Consider the following 22,140-nt stretch of genomic DNA (forward strand, 5'->3'; position numbering starts at 1 on the left):
GTTATTGAAATCAGTAATCGAATAAAAATATAAAGGAGGAGGAATATTATGGCAGAATCGGCGCAACAAGCACTGGCATTACTGCGCGACGGCAGCCACTTCCAATGGTATGTCATCCCCCTGCTGCTGCTCGTCATGTACGTCTACGCCAACGAGGTCGAAAAGAAGAACTGGAGCCTGGTGCTGGCGGGCCTGGCCTTCTGGCTGATGGACTGGTTCAATGAGATCTGGAACGGCCTGGTCTTCCATTTCACCAACTTCGCCCCGGTCTGGGGCACACCGGACCACGGCAGCGCGCTGGTGCTGCTGATCGGCCTCAACATCGAGATCACCTTCATGTTCTCCATCATGGGCATCGTCATGTGCAAGATGCTCCCCTCGGACAAGAGCCTGAAAATACTGGGCATAAACAACCGCCTGGTCTTCGCCGTTGTCGGCGCAATCCTGGCGGTGTGCATAGAGTGCCTGCTCAACTGGGTGGGCGCGCTGACCTGGGAATACAGCTGGTGGAGCCTGGGCGCTCCCTGGCTGATCTGGCTGATCGGCTACCTGCCCTTCTTCCTGGTCAGCTACTGGGTGCTGGACATGAAGACCATGAAGAGCAAACTGATAACCGTGGGGGTGATCGCCGCGGTGGACATCATCTCGCTCCTCATCTTCATTCCCCTTAAGTGGATCTGACCCGGATCACAAATCCGCCTCACAGAGGCCGCCGTTTAAACGGCGGCCTCTCTTTTTGCCTTCCCGATACGCCGGGCAGTCGTCCGAAAGTATGATCCCCTCATGGTACGTAAGGACGATGCGCGAAATTATTACATCCGCTCAAAACCGTCCCAACCTCCGATGGCATCCATCTCCTCGGCAGGTATACTTCACTCATAGAGAGGAGATTATCACGTGATACACTTACAGACAGCTATAAGCGAACTGCAAAAACACACCGTGTCGGAGCAGCCCGTAACTTTCGGCAGCAATGGAATAGAACTTAATGGAACGCTCTTCATACCGTCCGGCGCAGGCAAAGGACGCCGCTTGCCCGGCGCGGTCATGTGCCACGGGTACGGCGGCGACCAGGTAGCCTTCGAGAACAGCGCCAGGACCCTGGCATCCGAGGGTATAGTCACCCTGACCTTCGATTTCCGCGGCCATGGCTCCAGCGAGGGTACTCTCGACGGCAGCATCGTGAACGACGTTATCGACGCCTGGGATTTCCTGCACAACCGGCCGGAGGTCGACCATAAGAAAATGGGCCTCATAGGGCACAGCATGGGCGCCTTCTCGGCTATTTTAGCAGCAGGCAAACTCAGAAAGGCCAGGGTGCTGGTAGCGCTGGCCTGCCCGGGTGAGTTTAAAAACAAAGTGGTCAGGAACCCCGACCATTTCGTCCATCCGCTACTGCGCCTGATAGCCAGGTCCATATTTCAGTATTTCAACCTGGTTAATAAGATCAAGATGCGCGTGGACTGGAGGAGATTTCTGGAATTCTGGATCAGGACCAAACCCTCGGAGGCACTGTCCGGCCTGGAAGACTGCGCAAAGCTCTTCGTCTTCTGCCTGGGCGACCAGACTTCCCCATACAACAGGTTCCTTTACTCATACGCCATGGCCAGCGAGCCGAAGCAGGTCATGATCTCATGCGGGAACCATACCTCCATGATAGAGCCGGGCGAGCTGCGCACACAGTGGCAGAAATGGACCATAGGCGCCCTGCACGGCAGACACCCGCATCCTTAATACGATTGATTCTCACAATCCAAACCTCCTTAAACAGGACAGGGGGCCGTGAGGCCCCCTGTTTCATTTATGTCACCGCCGCTGTATAATCGCCTGAAAATGGGTATATTTGAACGAATTGCAGACGCAATCTTCCACATGGCCGCCTCAGGAGAAAGCAAGAAACGGTGGCTTTACACCGCGCTGGTGGCATTTCTCTTCGGCTGCTTTATAGCGCTGTTCTTCGTCGGCGCATACTTCACCGACAGGTGGCTCAACCTGACCCCGGTCGTATATCAACCCTGGAACATCATACTGGGGCTGATACTGCTCGTGCCGGGCGCAGCCATGATGAGCTGGACCTATATACAGTTTTTCAGGGCCAGGGGCACGCCCGTGCCCATCAATCCCCCTCAGAAGCTCATCTCCACGGGACTCTACGCATACAGCCGCAATCCGATGCTGATGGGCATATTCCTGGTGTTCTTCGGCGTGGGTGTCCTGACAGGATCTATATCACTGACATTTATCTTCTCGCCGCTGCTGGTGCTCTTCTTCTACTTCCAGATCACCAAAGTCGAGGAGAAGGAGATGGAGCTCAAGTTCGGGCAGGACTACCTGGAATACAAACAGCGTGTGCCCAGGTTCTTCCCAACATTAAGATGCCACAGGTAGTGTGAAGCTGAAGGTGCTGCCTTTGCCCGGCTCGCTCTCCGCCCGGATCTTTCCGCCGTGCAGTTCTACGTACTTCCGCACCAGCGCCAGCCCTATGCCCGCCCCGCCGTAGCTGCGCTGCCGCGCTTTATCGGCCTTATAGAAATGGTCGAAAACATGCGGCAGGTCAGCGGGGTCGATACCGCTGCCTGTGTCGGATACTGAAATCACCACGCCGTTGTTCTTCTCTTTGAGGGCACTGACCCTGATGCTGCCGCCCGGTGTGCTGAAACGCAGCGCGTTCTCCAGCAGGTTGTGCAGCACCTGCCTGATGCGTCCGCTGTCGATATCGATGCGCGGCAGTCCCTCCGCCAGCTCGGCGGACAGCGAGATTTCCTTCTCCTGGCAGCGCGCCTGGAAAACGGCTACCTCGGCATTTATAAGCCCTGCCATGTCCGTCTCCTCGATTTCGAGTTTCAGCTGACCTGCCTCAGCCAGCGATAGCTCGCGCAGGTCGGTGATCAGGCGGTTGAGCAGCACTGTTTCGTCGTATACCGGGGCGATCTGCTCCGGCGTGGGCGAAATGACGCCGTCCAGCCAGGCTTCGAGATTGCCCTGGACTATGCTCAGCGGATTGCGCAGCTCATGAGCCACGTCAGCCAGCAGCTGCTTGCGGCTCTTTTCCTTCATCTCGAGCTGCTCGGCCATGGTATTGAAGGCGGCGGATACCTCTCCCACTTCGTCGTCGCTCCTGTGTTTCACGCGCTGGGCCAGGTCGCCGGAGGCCACCTTACTGGCGGAAGCCGCCAGCTCCCGCATGGGCCTGGTCACCAGTATACTCACAATCACTCCCAGCGCAACGGCTACCGCCATGGCAACAACCGCCGCTATTCCCAGCGAGCGCTGCGAGTCCTGCAGAAAGTCCTGCTCGGCCTGACCCAGTCCCACCATGCCCGTTTCGGGATGGACGCACAGGCAGGTGGTGCTGTGCTGCTCGCAATAGCTGGCAAAATTGGCATTCACCGTCTGGTTAACCCAGACGGCCAGGGCGCCGATGCTCAACAGAGCAAGGCCGGCGAAGAGCAGGCTGAGCTTAATGGACAGGCTGTTCATGAGACTCCTCCAGCTTATAGCCGACACCCCGCACCGTAACCACAAGATTATCAGCATCGCCGACTATCTTAGCCAGCTTCTGCCGAATGTTCTTGATATGCGCATCGATGGTCCGGTCGTAACCCTCGTAGGTCTCGCCGAAGGCCGAGTCCATAAGCTGCAGCCGTGTGAAGACGCGGCCGGGACTGCGGGCCATTACGGCAAGAAGCTTGAACTCGGCGGCGGTAAGGCCGACCGCCTCGTTTCTATATTTGACCTCGTGCCGTTCGAAATCCACCAGTAAATCTCCGCTGACCAGCCTGCCGGCGGGCCTGGTCCCATCGGTATACCTGCGCAGCACCGCCGCCACCCTGGCGGACAGCTCACGCGGGCTGAAGGGCTTGGTGACGTAATCGTCGGCGCCGATCTGCAATCCAACGATCTTATCCACCTCGTCGTCCCTTGCTGTAAGCATGATAACGGGTATGTTCGAGAACGCCCTGACCGTGCGGAAGACCTCGATGCCGTCCATGCCCGGCAGGTTGAGGTCGAGCACGATCAGATCGGGCTTGATCATGCGGGCTTTCTCCACTGCGTCTTTGCCGTTGCCCGACAGCATGACGTCGAAGCCGTCCTTCTCAAGATACGCCTTGACCAGATCGCATACCTTGGGTTCGTCATCCACAACCAGTATCTTTCTGCGCGCCATTCTCGGATAATCCCCCAAACTGATTTTAACACACTTAAAATAAAGGGACGAAGAGGTCGATTCTTCGTCCCTTTGCAGGAGGATAGTTATGCGTCAGAGGATATCATCATATTTTTTACCGGAAGCAGCATCCGCCCCTGTAGGTGGTCGCGCCGCCGCCGGGGCTGCCCTGTCCGTATCCCGGGTAGTTGGGACACGTTGCCCCACCCGGTATATAAACGTCATCCGGGTCGGCAGTTCCTGTTCCCTGGCCGTAACCGGGGCAACCGGAACACCACGGCCCGCGGGCAAACTGCGTGTCTGAAACCTGTCCCTGCCAGTATGAATCAGACACCGCCCGGGCAACATTGCCGCCGGTTGCGGCCAGCGTAATGGCCACCGAAGCCACCACCAGCAACACTGCGATAATTACGGGGATGCCGACTTTAATCCAGCTATTCATAGACTGCGCCTCCTTTGCGCTTTAATTTATAAGGACATTCTATAGCCGGATTGTGAATTTATAATGAATGGCCGGGGAGATTTAGATGAAGGTTGGCGGGTCTTACTAAGCGGAGCCGCGCCTGCCGGCCCTGCGCCGGTAATATCCATTAGCGCGCACAAGGGCGGTGGACGCCCGGGCGACGCTGGGGAACGCGGCGAAACCCGCATCGAGCAACCTCTGAAATGATTTCTCGGGAAGGCCGTCATCGCCGGGCACGGTATTGACCATCATGGCCATCACAACAGGCTTGACCGCGACCTCACCCCAGCCCAAGAGGGCATCCGTATGCAGCTTGAACTGAAATTCGCGCGGCACAAAGGGGTCCTGCTCGGGCGTGGAATGCAGCAGAATCAGGTCCACCCCATCCCAGCCACCCACAGCAGCCAGGGCCTCCCTGGCCTTATCGACGCCCCAGTAAGGATTTATGTCAAGCGGATTCTTAAAAATGTTGCCTGCATCGAACTTGTATATATCCCAAAGGGCCTGACGGTATTCCGGCGGCAGCAAGGGCATGGTGAGGCCGGCCCTGCAACAGTCATCGGAGGCCTGCACGCACGAGCCGCCCCCGTGTCCGACGACCAGCGTCCTCAAACCGGTGATCTCAGGGCAGCGCTGAAGCACCGTGACCACGTCGAACATCTCCTGGACGTTGTAGACCCTGATGGCGCCGGTCTGTCGCAGCAGCGCATCCCAGGTCAGGCTGGACCCGGCTATGGCGCTGGTGTGGGACACTGCCGCCTGCGAGCCGCCTCCCGTGTCCGCGCATTTAAATACGATGACCGGTTTGCTGTCGGCCGCCCTACGCAAAGCCTTGAGCAGACGTGGACCATGGTTGGTGCCCTCGATGTAAGCGGTGATTATATGCGTACCGGGGTCATCCGTTAAGTACTCCAGCAGGTCGCACTCGTTGATATCACAGGCATTGCCGTAGCTGACCACCTTGCTGAAATCGATGTTGCGGCGGTTGGCTTCCCTGACACCGATGATGCACTGCCCTCCGCTCTGCGCCAGGTATCCCACACTGCCGGGCTTCTTCGAGAAATTCATGCCGAAGGCCAGGCCGGACTCCGGGCAGTAGATGCCCATGCAGTTCGGACCGATAATACGAATCCCGTACCGCCGGGCGATGCCCACCATATGTTCCTGCAGCTCCATGCCTGACTTATCCTCGATCTCGCTGAAACCGGAGGTGAAGAAGTGCATCACCCTGACGCCTTTTCTGCCGCACTCCTCCACGAGATCAAGGACATACTTGCTCTGGACGGCGGTGATCACATAGTCGACGGGACCGGGTATCTCGCTGATGCTTTGATATATCTTGATACCGCAAACATCCCCCTCGCCCTCTCCGACCGGGTACAGCGGATCCCTGTACCCGTACTCAAGCAGCATCCTGATGAACTGGTTGCCCAGCTTGAACTTGTTGAGCGAATCAGGCAGGGTGCCCACCACCGCTGTGGACCGCGGATGAAAGATATAATCCAGTTCAGGGCGTTTTATACTCTGTGGCAACTTGTTTGTCCTTTTTAAAACGCTATATTCTAATCTATGGGAACGTCAAAAATCCAGCTTCACACGCATTGATTCAGGCCGTATCCGGTGTAAATAATAAAAAGCGGGCGGCCTGACGGCCGCCCGCTCGTTTAAGCGTTGAAACAGGTCGTTACAGCCCAAGCTGCACGGCCACGTTCTCCCGGTGGTAGTCCGCATCGCCGTAGACTATTTCGCCGGCCTTGGCCCTGCGGAAGTAAAGGTGCATATCGTGATCCATGGTAAAGCCGATGGCGCCGAATATCTGGTGGGCCAGCACGGCCACCCGCTTGAAGGCATCGCTGGTCCATGCCTTGGCCATGGAGACCTCCATATCGGCGGGCAGGCCCTCGCTCTCGGTCCAGGCCGCCTTGTACGTTATGAAACGCGAACCGTCCACGTCGGTGACCATATTCGCGCAGTAATGCTGAATGGCCTGGAAGGCGCCGATGGGACGGTTGAACTGGACCCTTTCCTTGGCATAGGTGACCGCCATATCCAGCGAGGCCTGGGCGCCGCCCACCATCTCGGCGCACTTGCACACGGTGGCCTTTCTTAATATGGACTTGATGACCGGCCAGCCACCGTTCAGTTTTCCCACAAGGTTATCGGCGGGCACTTTAACATCCTTAATAGTCACCTCGCACAGCTTGTCGCGTCCCAGCGTCTTAAGCAGTGTGACCTTCAGGCCGGCGCTCCTGGCGTCCATCAGGAAAATACTCACGCCGTCCTCCGGATCGGAGCTCTTTTTGGTGCGCGCCACCACCAGCATGTAATCGGCCGTGTTGGCATCCGGCACAAACATCTTGGTCCCGTTCAATATATAATCCTTACCCGATGCTTTAGCCTCCGTGTCGAGTGAGGCCGGGGAATATGTCCCCTCCACCCCGGTCAGCGCCAGCGTCATGATCATATCGCCGGAACATATCTTGCTCAGATACGTTTCCTTCTGTTTTTCATTTCCCGCCGCGAGCAGCGTGAAGCCCGACAGCACGACGGTGGAGAAGAAGGGCCCGGGCACTATGTTGTAGCCCATCTCGTCCAGCAGGACGGTGAGGTCGAGCAGGCTGCCGCCGTTTCCGCCGTATTTCTCGGGGAAGGGCAAACCCATCCAGCCCAGCTCGGCCATCTTTTTCCAGAGGTCCTGCGAGAGTCCGCTTTCGCTTTCATCCAGCTCCCGCACGAGCTTCTTGGGACATTCCTTGCTCAGGAATTCGCGCGCCGATTTCTTTAACATCTCCTGTTCTTCGTTCAATCCCAGATCCATGTTTGTCCCTCCCGGTTTTAATTAATAATCCGCTTTCTATTTACGCTTGAGACCGAGCCCGCGCTGGGCCAGTATATTCCTCTGTATCTCGGAGGTGCCCGCGCCGATCACGGCCGATAAGGAATCCAGGTATCCCAGCGAGAACCTGCCTTTGAGCGGCGCGTGACGGGAGCCGGGCCAGAGCTGCCCGTAGGGCCCCATTATCTCCAGGCCGACATCGGCCAGCTTCCTGCTGAGGATGGTAGTCACCAGCTTGATCTCGGAGGCCTCGATATTGGGGAAGAGGTTGTTGTCCATCATCCAGGCGGTGCGGTAGTACAGCACATAGGCTATTTCGATCTCGATGGCGAGCTCCGCCAGCTTCGCCCTGATCCTCGCATCCCGGCTCAGCAATACGCCGTTGCGCCTGGTTTCCCCGGCATATTTGAGGAGGTCTTCGAAACGCCTGCGGAAACCTCCCATGGATATGACCAGCCTCTCGAAGTCCAGCGCCACCATGAGGTAGTAGAAGCCCATGTTCATCTCGCCCACCACGTTTTTTTTGGGCACGCGGACGTTATCGAAGAACACCTCGTTGAACGAGTGGAATCCGTCGATATTGATGATGGGCCTGATGGTGATGCCCGGCGTCTTGTTGTCCACAATAAACAGCGTGGTCCCTTTATAGGGCTGGGCATCCATATCCGTTCGTGCCACCATCCAGCCGCAGTCCGATACGTGCGCCCCGCTACCCCAGATCTTCTGACCGTTGACCACCAGGTAATCCCCGTCTTCGACCGCCCTGGTCTGTATGGCGGCGAGGTCTGAGCCCGCGTTGGGCTCGCTGTAGGCCAGCCAGAATTTGAGGTCGCCTTTGACTATTTTAGGAATCCACTCCTGCTTCAACTGCTCGCTGCCGAAGCGCAGGATGGTGGGACCTGATATGAGCGTGGAGATGTCCATACCGGGAGCGCCATAGTAGCTGACGATATCAAAAAATATGGCCTGTTCCACAAATGAACGGCCTTCTCCCCCGTATTCCTTCGGCCAGGCCATGGTGAGCCACCCGCGCTCACCCATTTTGCGCCTGAATACCTCCACTTCCGGATCTCTGATCTCAAATTCACCGATGGCGCCATAACCACCCGGCCAATACAAATCCCTCTCTGCATAGCCCTGCGGCATTTCGGCGAGAATGAACTTCTCGACTTCCTGCCTGAATTTGTTTTCAGCTTCGCTTAAGCGAAAATCCATAGGCCTGAGCACACCTCATTTCATTCCGGAACAGCTATTTACGCGGAAGGCCGAGCCCGCGCATGGCAATGATGTTGCGCTGGATCTCGTTGGTGCCTCCTCCCACGCCGATGGACAGCGATGCCAGGTAAGCCCTGTACATCTCCGCTGTCCCGATCGCCCTGGATGAGCCGAAGGCAAGCTGCCCGTACTGGCCCATCACCCTCATGCCGGCGTCCGATATCCTGCGCAGCAGCTCGCTGCCGAATACCATAGCCTGAGACGACTCGTAGTTGGAGTGTCCGCCCTTGCTATATATCCATGCTATGCGGTAGCAGAGCATGCGCGCCACCTCGATCTCGATGGCCATCTCCGCCATCAGGCTGCGCATGATGGGATCTTCCGATATCAGCCTTCCGTTTCTCTTATTGGTCCTGGCATATTTGACCATTTGGTCGAGTATCAGCTTATTGGTTGCAGCGGTCCCCACGCCAGAACGCTCGAAGTCCAGCGCCATGGCAAGCTGGAACCATCCGTTGTTCTTCTGGCCCACCAGACCGTTTTTAGGGACGCGCACATCATCGAAAAAAACCTCGTTGAAGGAATGGCAGCCGATAACATTGATCAGCGGGCGAATGGTGATGCCCGGGCTCTTCATATCGATCACGAACATGCTCATGTTGCGGTGCTTGGGCGCCTCGGGATCGGTGACGGCCCCCAGCCAGCAGTAGTCGGCGTAGTGGGCATAGCTGCACCATATCTTCTGGCCGTTGATCATATAGTTATCGCCCTGCTCGGTAGCGCGGGTCTGCAACGACGCCAGGTCGGAGCCCGCGTTGGGCTCGCTGTATCCCAGGCAGAATATTATGTCGCCTTTTGCTATACGCGGTATATAGTCCTTTTGCTGTTCCTCGCTGCCGAAATGCTGCAGGGCCATACCCACCCAGTTAACCGTGATCTCGGCCTCGATGCTGATGGGGGCGTCATGGTAAACGAGCTCCTCGGCCAGTATAAGGCGCTTGATGTGCCCCAGTCCCGCGCCGCCCAGCTCGACGGGGTAAGCCGGCGCCAGCCATCCTTTGGATCCGAGCTTCTTCTGAAACTGCCGCGATATCTTCCACGACTCCTCCGTCTCCTGCCAGAGACCAGTGGGCAGCTCCCGCCAGCGCTGCGGTATTTCGGTTTTCAACCAGCCCTTTACTTCATCGCGAAACGCTTCCTCTTCAGCACTGAACTTGAAGTCCATGGCTTTATCCTCCTGATCTTCACATATCCGGCTTTCCATGCCCACTCATCGGCCGGGACATCAACTTGCCGGGCTGCCCGACATTTTATCAAAAGGTATACCCTTAATCAATATTAACTAATCGGTTAATCAATAAATTTTATCAAACGCAATTTACGTTCAAAATTTTTTATGGAATTGCGAGTGATATCTTGTTTACATGGTTTCATAATTGTTATAAAATAGGCGGAAATCTCCAGGGGGTAGGAGCATCATGAAATATTTCGAGGATTTCAAGCTCGGAGAGAAAGAGGTAACCAGGGGACGCACCATTACGGAGGCTGATGTGACCATGTTCGCCGCCCTGAGCGGCGATTGGTATCCCCTCCATATCGACGAGGAGGTTGCCAAAAAGACCATTTTCGGCGGGCGCATCGCGCACGGATTCCTGGTGCTGTCTGTAGCGTCCGGCTTTGTTACTCCCTACGAGACCGCCCTCATCGCTTTCTACGGCATGGACAAGGTGCGGTTTACGGGTCCCACCAGGCTGGGCGATACGATTCACCTGGAAACAGAGGTCGCCGAACTCAAGGATAAGGGAGATTTCGGCGTAGTATCCAGCCAGTGGCACGTCAAGAACCAGCGCAACGAGGATGTGGCTATATGTCTGATCAAGGTGGCCGTGTCCAAAAAGCCAAAAAAGTAGTCTATTAACAATTAATACTTGATAAGCAGGAAGAGGATTAGTGATGCAGAGGCCAGTTCCAACCTCCACGGACGGTGAAGACGGGTTACATTCGCATGGTAACCCCGAATACGATAACTGACTGAAAACAACCGCTCTGAATTCTACGGAATCTAAATATTAAAGGAGGCATACAACAATGGCTGGCAGAGTTGGAATAGTGGCGGCCTCCTCGACAAAGTTCGAAGCCGCCAAACCCTACGATCACCTGATGGACCTCGTAGTGGAGGTCACGGACAAGGTCGTCGAGGCCGCGGGTATCAACCTCAAAAACGACGTCGAAGCCGTCGTAAGCTGTTCCCAGGACTTCTGGGACGGGAGGACGATCTCATCCATGCCCATACCCGACGCCGTATGCTCGCACCTGAAGGACGAATCCAAGGTGGCCGGCGACGGCGCCTATGCGGTGCTTTACGGCGCCATGCACATACTTTCGGGCGACAACAACCTGATACTGGTGGTGAGCCACTGCGAGGAATCGATCACCGACGGCACCATGATAGAAAACTGGTCGATCGACCACATCTACCACCGCTGGCTGGGCCTCGATTACACCATGGGCGCGGCCATGCAGGCCAGGCGCTACATGGACAAATACAAGGTCACGCCCGAGCAGTTCGCCAAGGTCGTGGTGAAAAACAAGGGCAACGCGCTGAAGAATAAACTGGCGCAGGATGCCAGGACACTGACGGTCGACCAGGTGCTCAAGTCTAAGATGCTGGCCGAACCTATCACCGAGCTGCAGAAGAAACCCGTCTCCGACGGCGCCTGTGCCATGATCATGGCCAGCGAGGAAGTCGCAAAAAAACTAACACCCAATCCCGTGTGGATAACGGGCGTCGGCAATTTTTACGAGCATCACAACCTGGGCGACCGGGACCTGGCGGAATGCGATGCCCTGATCAAGGCTACTAAGAGAGCCTACAAAATGGCGGGCATCGGCAATCCCGTCAAGGATCTGGACCTGGTCGAGCTCTCCGAGTTCTACGCGCCCCAGGAACTGCTGTGGATGGAGGGGTTGGGACTGTGCGGACGCGGAGAGGGCGGCAAGCTGATCGACAGCGGCAAGACGCAGATGAAGGGTGAGATACCGGTCAACCCCTCGGGCGGCCTGCTTTCAGGCGCGCCGGTGACGGTGGCAGGCATGGCCAGGGTGGCTGAAGCCGTCTGGCAGCTGCAGGGAAAGGCTGGAGAGCACCAGGTGCAGGGCGCGAGGCGCGCCGTCGCCCACGGATGCGACGGCCTGGCAGGCCAGATGCACTGTGTACTCGTTCTCGAAAAGGGAGGTAAATAGAATGGCAAACAGGGTTGCTATTGTTGGAATCGGCCAGACCACGCACAGCGGCCGCAGACCCTACGTCAATGACGGCGAGCTGATTTACGACGCCGTTACCAAGGCACTGGAGGATGCCGGCCTGACCATTAACGATATGGAAGCCGTAATGGCGGGCAACATGGACTTCTTCGAGGGACATCACCTGAACGATGCCATGCTGAACCTCTACAGCGGAGCGGCCGGCAGACCGGGCTTCAAAATGAACACCGGCGGCACGGTCGGGACCATGACGGCCATACAGGGTTGGTATCATATCGCATCAGGTTTATACGATATCTGCCTGGTAATAGGCTGGGAGAAGCACGATGAGGGTCTGGTGACACCGGCCATCTCGACCATCACCGACCCCGCCGTGGACCGGCATTTCCTGGTGGGCGCCATCGGAGGCCTGGCAACGGTCTCGGTGGCCTACATGCAGAGGAGCGGATGCAAGCTGGAGCATGCCGCCATGGTACGCGCCAATTCATCCCAGGCCGCACACAGGAACCCGAACGCCCATATGAGAGAGATATACTCCGTGGAAGATGTTATGAGCGCAAGGATGGTGATGTACCCGCTGAACCTGCTGATGTGCTGTCCCACCAGCCTGGGCGCCACCGCGATGGTGCTTGCCAGCGAGAGCAAGGCCAAGAAGATATGCAAGAAGCCGGTCTGGATGAAGGACCACGTGACGGTCCATGTGGAATACGGCGGCGCTCAATTCGGTATCGGCGAGAAGCGCTGGACTTCCCACATGGAAGCCGGCGCCAAACTGTTTAAGCGCAACCATATCACCAAGCCGATGGTTGAGACACAGGTCTTCGAGATGTACGACCCCTTCGCCTTCGCCATACCCATGTGGCTGGAGGACTTCCTGGTCTGCGAGCCCAATGAAGGATGGAAGCTGGTTGAAAAAGGCGCTCTCAAGCTGGAGGGAGAATACCCGGTCAGCCCGTCCGGCGGCGTGCTCTGCACCAACTCCATCGGCGACTCCGCCATACTGAGGATAGCCGAGGCTGCCCTGCAGGTCAGGGGAGATGGAGGCGAGCACCAGGTGACCAGGGAGGTCAAGCAGGCGCTGGCCAGCGGTTTCGGCGGCTCATACTGGTCCGACCTGCTGCTGCTCAGCAAGACCATGGATTAACTGGAGGGAATGATTGAAATGAAGCAAAGAGCACAGGAAGAGTTAATATACATCAATAAGACTGCGAAGATCCCCTACAAATGGAGGACCGGCGAGGTATGGGGTGAGTTCTTCAGGGAATTGAAGGAAAACGGCATTATCTATGCCAACGAGTGCCCCACCTGCGGCCGCCAGTTCTGCCTGCCCAAGGCAGTCTGCACCAGGGACCACACCGTGTGTACCGACAGATCAAAATGGATTCCGGTCGGGCCCAAGGGAACGGTCGTGTCCTATTTCATGGCAGAGCAGTCGTTCCTATTGCCGACAACAGGGGAGATGCTCAAGATCCCCTTCGCGGTCGGTATCATTCTGCTGGACGGCGCAACCGTCATCATGCAGCACCAGCTCGAGGAGACGGATGAGAGTAAGATTAAAATTTTCATGCGGGTCGAGGCGGTAATCAGGCCCAAGGCGGAGCGCAAGGGCAATATCTTCGACATAGTCCACTTCAAGACGATTACCGAGTGATTAAAGAAGAGATAGGAAGGAAATAACTATGGAAGCAGTAAAAAAAGAACCCGTCATTTTTGAAGGCTTCATTATCATGCCCTACAAGTACTCCGTAGGCTCCATGGCCAGCAAGTTTTTCATCAAGATCAGAGACAGCAAAGTGATCAGTGGCGCCAAATGCCCGAAGTGCGGATTCGTCAATGTCCCGCCCAGGTCCGTCTGCCCCAAATGCTTCAGCAAGGTGGAAGAGTTGATTGATCTGAGCGGCAAAGGCACGCTGGAAACATTCACTATCGTGAACTACGAATCGTCGGTGCAGGCGATCAAGCCGCCCTATGCCATAGGCGTGATCAAGCTGGACGGCGCCGATACGGGTATGACGCATTTCATCGGGGACGTCGACGCAAAATCCATTAAATCAGGGATGAAGCTGGAACCGGTATTCAAGGACAAGCGTGAAGCCACCATCTTCGATATCGAGTATTTCCGGCCGGTCAAATAGTCGCATATTAAAACGATGAATTCATAATAGAGGAGGCACGTATGGAAGACAAAGTAATCATCACAGCAGCTCTGGCAGGGTCGGCCACGTTCAAGAACAACAACCCTGCGACACCTTATACACCCAAGGAATACGCAGAAGAAGCCGAGAAAGCCTTCAAGGCCGGCGCCAGCATGGTGCATATCCATGGCCGCGATGAAAAAATGGGCGGATACCATACATCTGATGTGGAAATGGTAAAGGCCACTTACGACGCGATAAGGCAGCGCTGCCCCGACCTGATCATCCAGGTCACTTCATCAGTGGGCTTCCCCTGTCAGGTCGGCCCCTTCCCCGAGTCGGATTGCGTAAACCTGATAAACAATTTGATCAAACTCAACATGGAGTCAAGGATACGGTCGATCAAGGCCATCAAGCCGGAGAGCGCCTCCCTAAATACCAATACCATGAATTTCAGCGTGCTTGACCGCAAGACCGGCCAGATTCTGATCGATAACGTGTTCGTTAACTCCTTCGGTATGCTGCAGGATTTCGGCAAGCTTATGGAAGAGATCGGATGCCGGCCCGAGGCCGAGCTATACGATGTCGGCGGCCTGGACAACTGGATTATCATAGCCAAACAGGGTATCTTCCGCAAGCCCTATAACTTCAACTTCGTGTGGGGCGTTAACGGCGGCCAGAAATTCAGGCCAGAGGTATTTGTAGCGTTTGTTAACGCGCTTCCGCCCGACTCCAACTTCACCACCTGTGCCGTAGGCACGGAGCAGGTCCCCGCCATCATGCAGTCATGCATGATGGGAGGGCATATGAGGGTTGGCCTGGAGGACAACACCAGGATGCCTGACGGCGAGCTTGCCAAGGGCAGCTATGAACAGGTAGAATTGGCCGTCAAAATAGCCGCCATGCTGGGAAGGGAGCCGGCTACTCCGGCCGAGGCGCGCAAGATCCTCGGTATCACAAAAAATTAGAAACCGCGTTTCCCGTATAATTTAATAGTTAACTTTAACTTGCCGGTAAGCTGTGAGCAGTGCAGCTTCCCGGCAAGTTGACTGATATCTTAAATCGACTGAAGGAGCAGCAAATGGAAGTTATACAAGAAGGTAAAGGACAACTGGTCGGATGGCACGATCCGGACGAAAACCGGGAGTACGTCCTGCACAACAAATCCCGCGCTCTCAAGGACAAGACCATGACCGCACGCGATGCGGTGAGCAAATTCGTCAAGGACGGCGACTTCATCGCCAGCGGCGGGTTCGGACACATCCGTGTCTCCATGAATATAATCTACGAGATTATTCGCCAACGCAGGCGCAACCTGATCATGGCCGGCAAGACGGCCGTGCATGACCTGGACCTTCTGGTGGGCAACGGCTGTGTCGACAGGGTCGAGGTGGCTTATAGCTTCGGCCACGAGGTCAGGGGCCTGTCACCGGCCAGCAGGCGCATGGTGGAATCCGGCAGGTGCAAGGTCATCGCTGAGATCAGCAACTCCGGCTATCAGTGGAGGTTCCTGGCGGGAATGATGGGCCTGCCGTTCATACCCAGCCGCAACCTGCTCGGCACGGATACAGGCGCATACAGCTCCTGCAAGGTGGTGAAAGATCCCTTCAGCGGCAAGCCCATCAACCTGATACCGGCAGCCTATCCGGATGTGGCTTTCATCCACGTGCACCGCTGCGACATCTACGGCAACTGCCAGATCGACGGCATCATGGTGGAGGACTTCGAGCTGGCGCGCTGCGCGCGCAAGCTGATCATAACCACCGAGAAGATTGTGGACAACGAGATAATGCGCAGGGAGCCCTGGCGTAACGTTATACCTTTCTATGTTGTGGACGCCGTGGTTGAGCAGCCCTATGGATCGCATCCCTGCGAGATGCACGGCGAGTACTTTTTCGACGAGGAGCACATAGCTGAATGGCTGGCTCTTTCCAAGACCGATGAGGGAGTCAAGCAGTACTCGGACAAATACATTTTCGGCGTAAATGATTTCGATGAATACCTGGAGACCTGCGGGGGACTTAAAAAAATCGAGTTCCTTAAGAAGCGTGAAGACATGAGGGTGCCACTGGTAACACCCTGGCGAAAATAAAAGCTGCTCTTGACGGACCAGATTATAAGGGAGAATGAATGACAGATGGCCAATAATCAAAACGGCAGATATAACATGCGAGAATTCCTGGCGTTCACAGGCTCAAACCTGCTGGAGGACGGCAAGTCAGTCTTTGTCGGCACAGGCCTTCCCATGATAGCCGGCATGCTGGCTCAAAAGACGCACGCCCCCAATCTGCTGATCATATTTGAAGCCGGGGGCGTCGGGCCCATACTGCCCGAGCTGCCCATATCGGTAGGGCAGGCTTTAACCTGCTACAGGGGGATTGCCGCCACCAGTATGCATGATGTAATGTCATCCTGCCAGGCGGGATTCATCGATTACGGCTTCCTGGGCGGCGCCCAGGTCGATATGTATGGAAATATCAACACTACGTGCATAGGCGACCATGACCACCCTAAGGCCAGGCTGCCGGGAAGCGGCGGCGCCAACGATATCGCTTCCTTCGCCCACAAGACCATACTCATCGTAGGTGGACAATCGAAGCGCACATTCGTCAACAAGGTCGATTTTCTCACAACACCCGGCTTCCTGAGCGGGCCCGGAGCAAGGGAAAAGGCAGGATTACCCAGCAATACCGGCCCCTTCAGAATGATTACACAGCTGGCGGTCTACGGATTCGATGATAAGACCAAGCGTATGAAGCTGCTGTCTCTCCATCCCGGCGTCACCATCGAAGAGGTCCGCGACAATTCAAGCTTCGATATCATTATCCCCGATAAATACGCGGTAAGCCCCGAACCGACGGACCGCGATCTCGAAATACTGCGCAAGGATATCGATCCCACAGGTATGTTAATCGGCAAATAATCTGCAGGAGACTGAGTAATTATGGACTTCGAGCTTACTGAGAGCCAGCGAATGATCACCAACGCTGCCAGGGAGATCGCGACTGAGTTCGGCCCCGAATACTGGCGCAAAAAGGAAGAGAAGCACGAATTCGGCAGCGAATTCTGGAAAGCCATATGTGATGCCGGTTTTCTCGGCATAGTCATACCGGAGGAATACGGGGGCTCGGGCAACGGCGCGACCGACCTTTTCATCGCTATGGAGAATCTATGCGGGTACGGTTGCGGCATGGCGGGCGCCTGGTATCTGATTCTATCAGAGGTCTTCGGCGGCCTGAGCATTTTGAAACACGGCACGGCAGAGCAGAAAAAGAAATACCTGCCGGCGCTGGCCAAGGGCGATATCGAATTCTGCATGGCACTTACAGAGCCGAACGCGGGCACCAATACCCTCAATATCAGCACCACCGCCAGGAAAGATGGGAAAAACTGGATCATCAACGGCAATAAGACGTTCATCAGCGGCGCCGACCGCGCCCAGGGTATGCTGATCATAGCCCGCACCTCCCCCTGTGGAAGCAAAGGCAGCAAGACCTCGGGACTGAGCCTGTTTTTAGCCGACCTGCCCAACAAGGCCGTAGAGATAGAACCCATCGCAAAACACGCCGTCAACTACTCTCATTCCTGCACCGTTACATTCAACGACCTCAAGCTCCCGGAGAGCGCGCTGATGCCGCCGCTGGACGGCGGATGGCACAATGTCCTGGATACGCTGAATCCCGAGCGCATGAGCTTCTCCGCGCTCGGCGTGGGCATAGCCAACCTGGCCATTCGCAAAGCCGTGGAATACGCGCGCGAACGCAAGGTTTTCAATAACGTGCCCATTGGCAGCTATCAGGCGCTGCAGTTCCCACTGGCCGAGTCATATTCCTGCCTTGAGGCGGCACGACTGCTCAATTTGCGGGCATCAGTCGCCTATGATACCGGCAAGCCTTCCGCAGAGGTGGGCGCGGCAGCCAATATGGCCAAGGCTATTGTGGTTGAGCATGGCATCAAGGCGGTTTACTGGGCCATGCAGGTCTTCGGCGGCTACGGCTATGCCATTGAATACGATGTCGAGAGATGGTGGCGCGAGATCAACCTGATAAGGCTGGCGCCCGTCACCCAGCAGATGACACTGGCTTATATCGGTGAAAGGGTGCTGGGGATGCCCAAAAGCTACCAGACCTAGAGGCTGCCCGGCCGGACGCGGTAATTATCTTGAGGCTATATCTTATGTAGCGCTGCCTTGAGGCGCGCCATGCTACGGTCCCTGCCCAGCACTTCCATCGTCTCAAAGAGGGGGGGTGAAGCAGTACGGCCGGTGACGGCCACGCGCAGGACACCGAAAAAGGGGCCGGCCTTGAGTCCGAGCTCTTCCGCCAGAGGCCTTATCGCAGCTTCCATGTCACAGGCACGCCATTCGCGGATGTTTTCCAGAGCGCGAATCGTCCTGTTGAGCACTTCGACGGCCTGGGCTCTATCCAGTTTTCCGCACAGCAGGGCGCTGTCATATTCCAGCTTATCGCTGAAGAAGAAATCCACCAGGGCGGGCACTTCGGACAGTACCCTGGCCCTTTCCTGCACGAGCGTGGATATCCGCTGCAAATAACCCGCATCGATGACCGTATCAGTGATGGCCTGTTTCACGAAAGGCATACTTCTATCGCTGAACTCCTGCGGGCTGAGGTTGCGTATATAGACACCGTTCATCCATTCCAGCTTGGCCGGGTTAAAGACCGCGGCGGTTTTGCTGACCCGCTCGATGGTGAAGTTCTTAACGATCTCCTGGCAGGTCATTATCTCCGTTTTATCGTCCAGCGACCATCCGAGCAGCGAGAGGAAGTTTATCATGGCCTCCGGAAGATATCCTTTGTCCCTGTATTCATCGATGGACGTGGCGCCGTGGCGTTTGCTCAGCTTGGACTTGTCCGGACCGAGTATCATGGGAAGGTGCGCAAAGAGGGGAGGCTGCCAACCGAACGCGGCATAGAGGAGCACGTGCCTGGGAGTGCTGGACAGCCACTCCTCGGCCCGCATGACATGCGAGATCTGCATCTGGTGATCGTCCACTATATTGGCCAGGTGATATGTGGGATAACCGTCGGACTTGAGCAGCACAAAGTCATCCAGGGTGCTGTTTTCAAATATCACTTCACCCCTGATCAGGTCGGTTATCACCGTCCTTCCCTCCAGGGGTGACTTGAAGCGTATCACCGGCGCAACAGCGGAGTCACCCGCCGCCGTTTTCCCGTGGCCGAGGTCGCGGCAATGTCTGTCGTAGCCGGGCGGCTGCTTGAGCTTGATCTGCTCCTGCCGCATGGCATCGAGCCTCTCTGAAGAGCAGTAACAATAGTATGCCTTGCCCTCGCTCACCAGCTTATCCCCGTACTCCCGATACATATCCAGGCGCTGGGACTGATAAAACGGGCCTTCGTCCCAGTCCATCCCCATCCACTGCAGGCTGTTAAGAATGACCTCAACGGCACCCTCCACTTTTCGCGCCTGGTCCGTATCCTCAATGCGAAGGATGAAGGTCCCGCCGGTGTGACGGGCGAAGAGCCAGTTGAAAAGCGCCGTCCTGATATTGCCCAGATGCGGATATCCGGTGGGACTGGGTGCAAAACGCACCCTTACCGGTGCTTCCATGTTACCTGATACCTCCGCGCGCCAGCGACTGGTTATAAACAACCTGTTTGACCGGCAGCTTTACCACATAGGTGTCGGCCATTTTATCGTGCATGCCCTGTTTATGGCTGTCGAAAGCGATAACGATGAAGCCTATGCCCAATGTTGCCACGCAGAGCATGCCGCCGAGAAAGCGGATGAACGAATAGCGCAGGTCCAGCGGAGAGCTGTCCGTGCGGATGATTTTAATGCCCAGGCTGAGCTTGCCCACCGTCTGGCCCGAGGCTGCAGCGCAGGCCACGAAATAGACAGTGTTGGCCACCAGCAGAGCCAGCAGCAGGGTGGCGAAAAGCCATATGGCGCCCGCCGACAGCGGCGCGCCCGCAGCGATGTTTCCGAAAGTGGCGATAACGCCCGGCACGTTGGGAAATATCCAGAAAAAGGATTGGGATACTACGCAGTACAAAATATATAAACCCGCTATTAATATCAAGAAATCTATCAGCGCAGCGGCCAGCCTGATCCAGAAACCTGCGTACTCGAGGGCATAATCTTTGGGCTTCTCTTTCAACGCTGACTCCTATCGGGGACTATCTTAATCAGCAGAAAACCAGTAACCGGAACCCTGTCGCCTGCCGACATATGAGGCCGGGGCCGATCAAGCGGCGCGCCTTATCTCTAATCTTACTTCTCTTTAGGCTTGCTCTTGGTGAGGGTCTTATACATTTCCTCGTATTCCCGCAAGTTCTGGCGCAGGCGCTCGACCAGCTGTTCGGCCTGTCTGAGCTTGCCACGGGTTTCCTCTATCTGGGTGGTGATATTGAAGAGCAGCTCGTTGCGCCTGTTGGCGGCATCAACTTCAAAGGTAGTGAAGTCCTCAGCGCCGGCCGCCGGCGGTGTGTTTGCGATCTGGCTATACACGTCGCCCTGCCCGCTGTAGGGATCCTTTCTTGACTGCCCGAATTTATCCTGTGGTCTCATTTTGAAACCTCGCTTTTGAGTTTAATTTAACATACCACCTGGCTAAATAGCAACAGGTTTCAAACCTTTCCCTTATCCAGGGACTTGAGTACCTGCTCAAGGTCAGCCGGCAGAGGACAGGTGAAGGAGCGTATCTGCCCGCTGCCGGGCAGCCTGATCTCGAGACAGCAGGCGTGAAGGAACTGGCGGGGCGCCGGGATGGAAGACCTCCCGTATTTTTTATCCCCGACTACAGGGTGGCCTATGGCGGACATGTGCACCCTGATCTGATGCGTCCGGCCCGTCCGGATACGCACCTCGGCCAGCGTACAGCTCTTCAGATAACGCAACACGCGATAATCGGTTCTGGCCGCCCTGCCGCTGGTTACTACCGCCATCCTCTTGCGGTCCGCAGGGTCCCTCCCGATAGGCGCCTCGATGGCGCCCCGTTCCGGCTCAAGCTTTCCCTGCACCAGAACCAAATAGACTTTTTTTATTGACCGGGATTTGAACTGGTCGACCAGGTCCAGCCGCGCCTTCTCGTTCCTGGCTACAACGATCAGTCCGGAAGTGTCCTTGTCCAGGCGGTGCACGATGCCGGGACGCGCCGTATCCCCGAAGCAGTCAAAGTCGGGAAAGCGTTGCAGAAGAGCATTGACCAGCGTATGGCCGGCATGCCCCGGGGCAGGATAGACAGTCAGGCCGGCCGGTTTATCGATGACCGCTATTTCAGTATCTTCATAAATGACGTCAAGGTCGATGTCCTCGGGCTCGAGTTTGGATATCGGGGTCGGAGGGATTGAGATATCGACGAGGTCAGAGAATTTGAGACGGCGCGCCGGGCTGGCCTGACACCCATTAATGGTGACTTGCCCCGATTTGATCAGCTTCTGTATATGCGAACGCGTCAGATCGGGCAGGGCCTCGGCAAGGAACCTGTCCAGCCGGACATCGTCGATACCGGCCTCAAATGTCCTTTTTTGTGTTTCCCGGCTTTGGCTCATGTTTCTTCCCCAGATTGACCAGGGCGACGAAGGCGAGCAGGATGGCCCCGACCGTTATGGCTGAGTCAGCGACATTAAATGCAGGCCAGTAGACATTGTCCCAGAGCCTGACGTAGATGAAATCCGTTACACGGCCAAACCTCAGCCTGTCGATGAGATTGCCCAGCGCCCCGGCAAAGATGAAGCTCAGCGCCAGGCCTCCCATAAAACCAAGCTCACCGAGATATTTGAAGAAGAGCAGCACCACCACCAGGCCGGCTATGGCAACGATACTGAGCAGAAAAGCCTGGTTGGTGAACAGGCCGAAAGCCGACCCGGTATTCTGCACATTTACGATGGTCAACCGCCCGATCTCGGGGAATGCTCCGCCCGGCGGCAGGCTGGCGCGGATCCACTCCTTGGACAGGATATCAAGTATCAGTATTGCAGCAATAATAGCGATGAAGATAAGGGCATACCACCATTTGACGCGTTTTTGCGTAACTTTTTTATGCTGCAATTATTCTCCGCTTACAAAACTCATGATC

General features: G+C 56.3%; 24 protein-coding genes. 12 read left to right on the forward strand and 12 right to left on the reverse strand.

Annotated elements, in window-relative coordinates:
- Positions 1–48 precede the first annotated feature (48 nt).
- From WC359_06255 to WC359_06265, 3 genes are all read left to right on the forward strand, one after another.
- The gene (locus WC359_06255; GenBank protein MFA5400020.1) at positions 49–681 is read left to right on the forward strand and encodes a hypothetical protein; all 633 of its coding nucleotides are present in this window, start codon (positions 49–51) and stop codon (positions 679–681) included.
- A 216-nt stretch (positions 682–897) separates the two neighbouring features.
- Entirely contained in the window at positions 898–1,734 is an 837-nt protein-coding gene (locus WC359_06260) for an alpha/beta fold hydrolase (protein MFA5400021.1), read from the forward strand.
- Positions 1,735–1,872: 138 nt separating this feature from the next.
- Positions 1,873–2,388, forward strand: a complete 516-nt coding sequence (locus WC359_06265) for an isoprenylcysteine carboxylmethyltransferase family protein (protein MFA5400022.1) — start codon at positions 1,873–1,875, stop codon at positions 2,386–2,388.
- Here the strand turns inward: WC359_06265 and WC359_06270 are convergent.
- From WC359_06270 to WC359_06300, 7 genes are all read right to left on the reverse strand, one after another.
- Positions 2,371–3,480: an ATP-binding protein gene (locus WC359_06270; GenBank protein MFA5400023.1), complete on the reverse strand. Its 1,110-nt coding sequence runs from the start codon at positions 3,478–3,480 to the stop codon at positions 2,371–2,373. The two genes, WC359_06265 and WC359_06270, sit on opposite strands and share 18 nt — an antisense overlap.
- A complete protein-coding gene (locus WC359_06275; protein ID MFA5400024.1) occupies positions 3,461–4,168 on the reverse strand; it encodes a response regulator transcription factor in 708 nt (235 codons plus the stop codon). The genes WC359_06270 and WC359_06275 overlap by 20 nt, the downstream gene beginning before the upstream one ends.
- Before the next feature lie 115 nt (positions 4,169–4,283).
- Positions 4,284–4,610: a hypothetical protein gene (locus WC359_06280; GenBank protein MFA5400025.1), complete on the reverse strand. Its 327-nt coding sequence runs from the start codon at positions 4,608–4,610 to the stop codon at positions 4,284–4,286.
- A 105-nt stretch (positions 4,611–4,715) separates the two neighbouring features.
- The gene (locus tag WC359_06285) at positions 4,716–6,164 is read right to left on the reverse strand and encodes a CoA-binding protein (protein ID MFA5400026.1); all 1,449 of its coding nucleotides are present in this window, start codon (positions 6,162–6,164) and stop codon (positions 4,716–4,718) included.
- A gap of 151 nt (positions 6,165–6,315) precedes the next feature.
- Entirely contained in the window at positions 6,316–7,449 is a 1,134-nt protein-coding gene (locus tag WC359_06290; GenBank protein MFA5400027.1) for an acyl-CoA dehydrogenase family protein, read from the reverse strand.
- Positions 7,450–7,485: 36 nt separating this feature from the next.
- A complete protein-coding gene (locus tag WC359_06295) occupies positions 7,486–8,682 on the reverse strand; it encodes an acyl-CoA dehydrogenase family protein (GenBank protein ID MFA5400028.1) in 1,197 nt (398 codons plus the stop codon).
- A gap of 34 nt (positions 8,683–8,716) precedes the next feature.
- Entirely contained in the window at positions 8,717–9,907 is a 1,191-nt protein-coding gene (locus WC359_06300; protein ID MFA5400029.1) for an acyl-CoA dehydrogenase family protein, read from the reverse strand.
- Between the two features lie 253 nt (positions 9,908–10,160).
- Here WC359_06300 and WC359_06305 point away from each other — a divergent pair, with 253 nt between their 5' ends.
- From WC359_06305 to WC359_06345, 9 genes are all read left to right on the forward strand, one after another.
- Entirely contained in the window at positions 10,161–10,592 is a 432-nt protein-coding gene (locus WC359_06305) for a MaoC/PaaZ C-terminal domain-containing protein (GenBank protein MFA5400030.1), read from the forward strand.
- A 178-nt stretch (positions 10,593–10,770) separates the two neighbouring features.
- The gene (locus WC359_06310; GenBank protein ID MFA5400031.1) at positions 10,771–11,925 is read left to right on the forward strand and encodes a thiolase family protein; all 1,155 of its coding nucleotides are present in this window, start codon (positions 10,771–10,773) and stop codon (positions 11,923–11,925) included.
- A 1-nt stretch (position 11,926) separates the two neighbouring features.
- On the forward strand, positions 11,927–13,090 hold the full coding sequence (locus WC359_06315) for a thiolase family protein (GenBank protein MFA5400032.1): 1,164 nt from the start codon (positions 11,927–11,929) through the stop codon (positions 13,088–13,090).
- An 18-nt stretch (positions 13,091–13,108) separates the two neighbouring features.
- Entirely contained in the window at positions 13,109–13,597 is a 489-nt protein-coding gene (locus WC359_06320; GenBank protein MFA5400033.1) for an OB-fold domain-containing protein, read from the forward strand.
- 28 nt (positions 13,598–13,625) lie between these two features.
- Positions 13,626–14,081 carry a Zn-ribbon domain-containing OB-fold protein gene (locus tag WC359_06325; protein MFA5400034.1) on the forward strand — a complete coding sequence of 152 codons (456 nt, stop codon included), beginning with the start codon at positions 13,626–13,628 and terminating at the stop codon, positions 14,079–14,081.
- A 41-nt stretch (positions 14,082–14,122) separates the two neighbouring features.
- Complete coding sequence (locus tag WC359_06330; protein MFA5400035.1) at positions 14,123–15,049, forward strand: 3-keto-5-aminohexanoate cleavage protein; 927 nt, start codon at positions 14,123–14,125, stop codon at positions 15,047–15,049.
- Positions 15,050–15,162: 113 nt separating this feature from the next.
- The gene (locus WC359_06335) at positions 15,163–16,173 is read left to right on the forward strand and encodes a CoA-transferase (protein ID MFA5400036.1); all 1,011 of its coding nucleotides are present in this window, start codon (positions 15,163–15,165) and stop codon (positions 16,171–16,173) included.
- Between the two features lie 45 nt (positions 16,174–16,218).
- Positions 16,219–17,004 (forward strand): CoA-transferase, encoded by a 786-nt coding sequence (locus WC359_06340; protein ID MFA5400037.1) that lies wholly within the window; start codon positions 16,219–16,221, stop codon positions 17,002–17,004.
- Between the two features lie 21 nt (positions 17,005–17,025).
- The gene (locus WC359_06345; protein ID MFA5400038.1) at positions 17,026–18,213 is read left to right on the forward strand and encodes an acyl-CoA dehydrogenase family protein; all 1,188 of its coding nucleotides are present in this window, start codon (positions 17,026–17,028) and stop codon (positions 18,211–18,213) included.
- 35 nt (positions 18,214–18,248) lie between these two features.
- Here WC359_06345 and gltX read toward each other — a convergent pair whose 3' ends face one another.
- The 5 genes from gltX to lspA all read right to left on the reverse strand — a co-directional run bounded on the left by gltX (position 18,249) and on the right by lspA (position 22,112).
- On the reverse strand, positions 18,249–19,670 hold the full coding sequence (gene gltX, locus WC359_06350; GenBank protein MFA5400039.1) for a glutamate--tRNA ligase: 1,422 nt from the start codon (positions 19,668–19,670) through the stop codon (positions 18,249–18,251).
- A 1-nt stretch (position 19,671) separates the two neighbouring features.
- On the reverse strand, positions 19,672–20,220 hold the full coding sequence (locus tag WC359_06355) for an RDD family protein (GenBank protein ID MFA5400040.1): 549 nt from the start codon (positions 20,218–20,220) through the stop codon (positions 19,672–19,674).
- 113 nt (positions 20,221–20,333) lie between these two features.
- The gene (locus tag WC359_06360) at positions 20,334–20,630 is read right to left on the reverse strand and encodes a hypothetical protein (protein ID MFA5400041.1); all 297 of its coding nucleotides are present in this window, start codon (positions 20,628–20,630) and stop codon (positions 20,334–20,336) included.
- Positions 20,631–20,689: 59 nt separating this feature from the next.
- Complete coding sequence (locus WC359_06365; GenBank protein ID MFA5400042.1) at positions 20,690–21,613, reverse strand: RluA family pseudouridine synthase; 924 nt, start codon at positions 21,611–21,613, stop codon at positions 20,690–20,692.
- A complete protein-coding gene (gene lspA, locus WC359_06370) occupies positions 21,576–22,112 on the reverse strand; it encodes a signal peptidase II (GenBank protein MFA5400043.1) in 537 nt (178 codons plus the stop codon). Before lspA ends, WC359_06365 begins: the two co-directional genes overlap by 38 nt.
- Between the last annotated feature and the right edge of the window lie 28 nt (positions 22,113–22,140).

The organism is Dehalococcoidia bacterium (assembly GCA_041653995.1).
Lineage (GTDB): Bacteria > Chloroflexota > Dehalococcoidia > GIF9 > UBA5629 > CAIMUM01.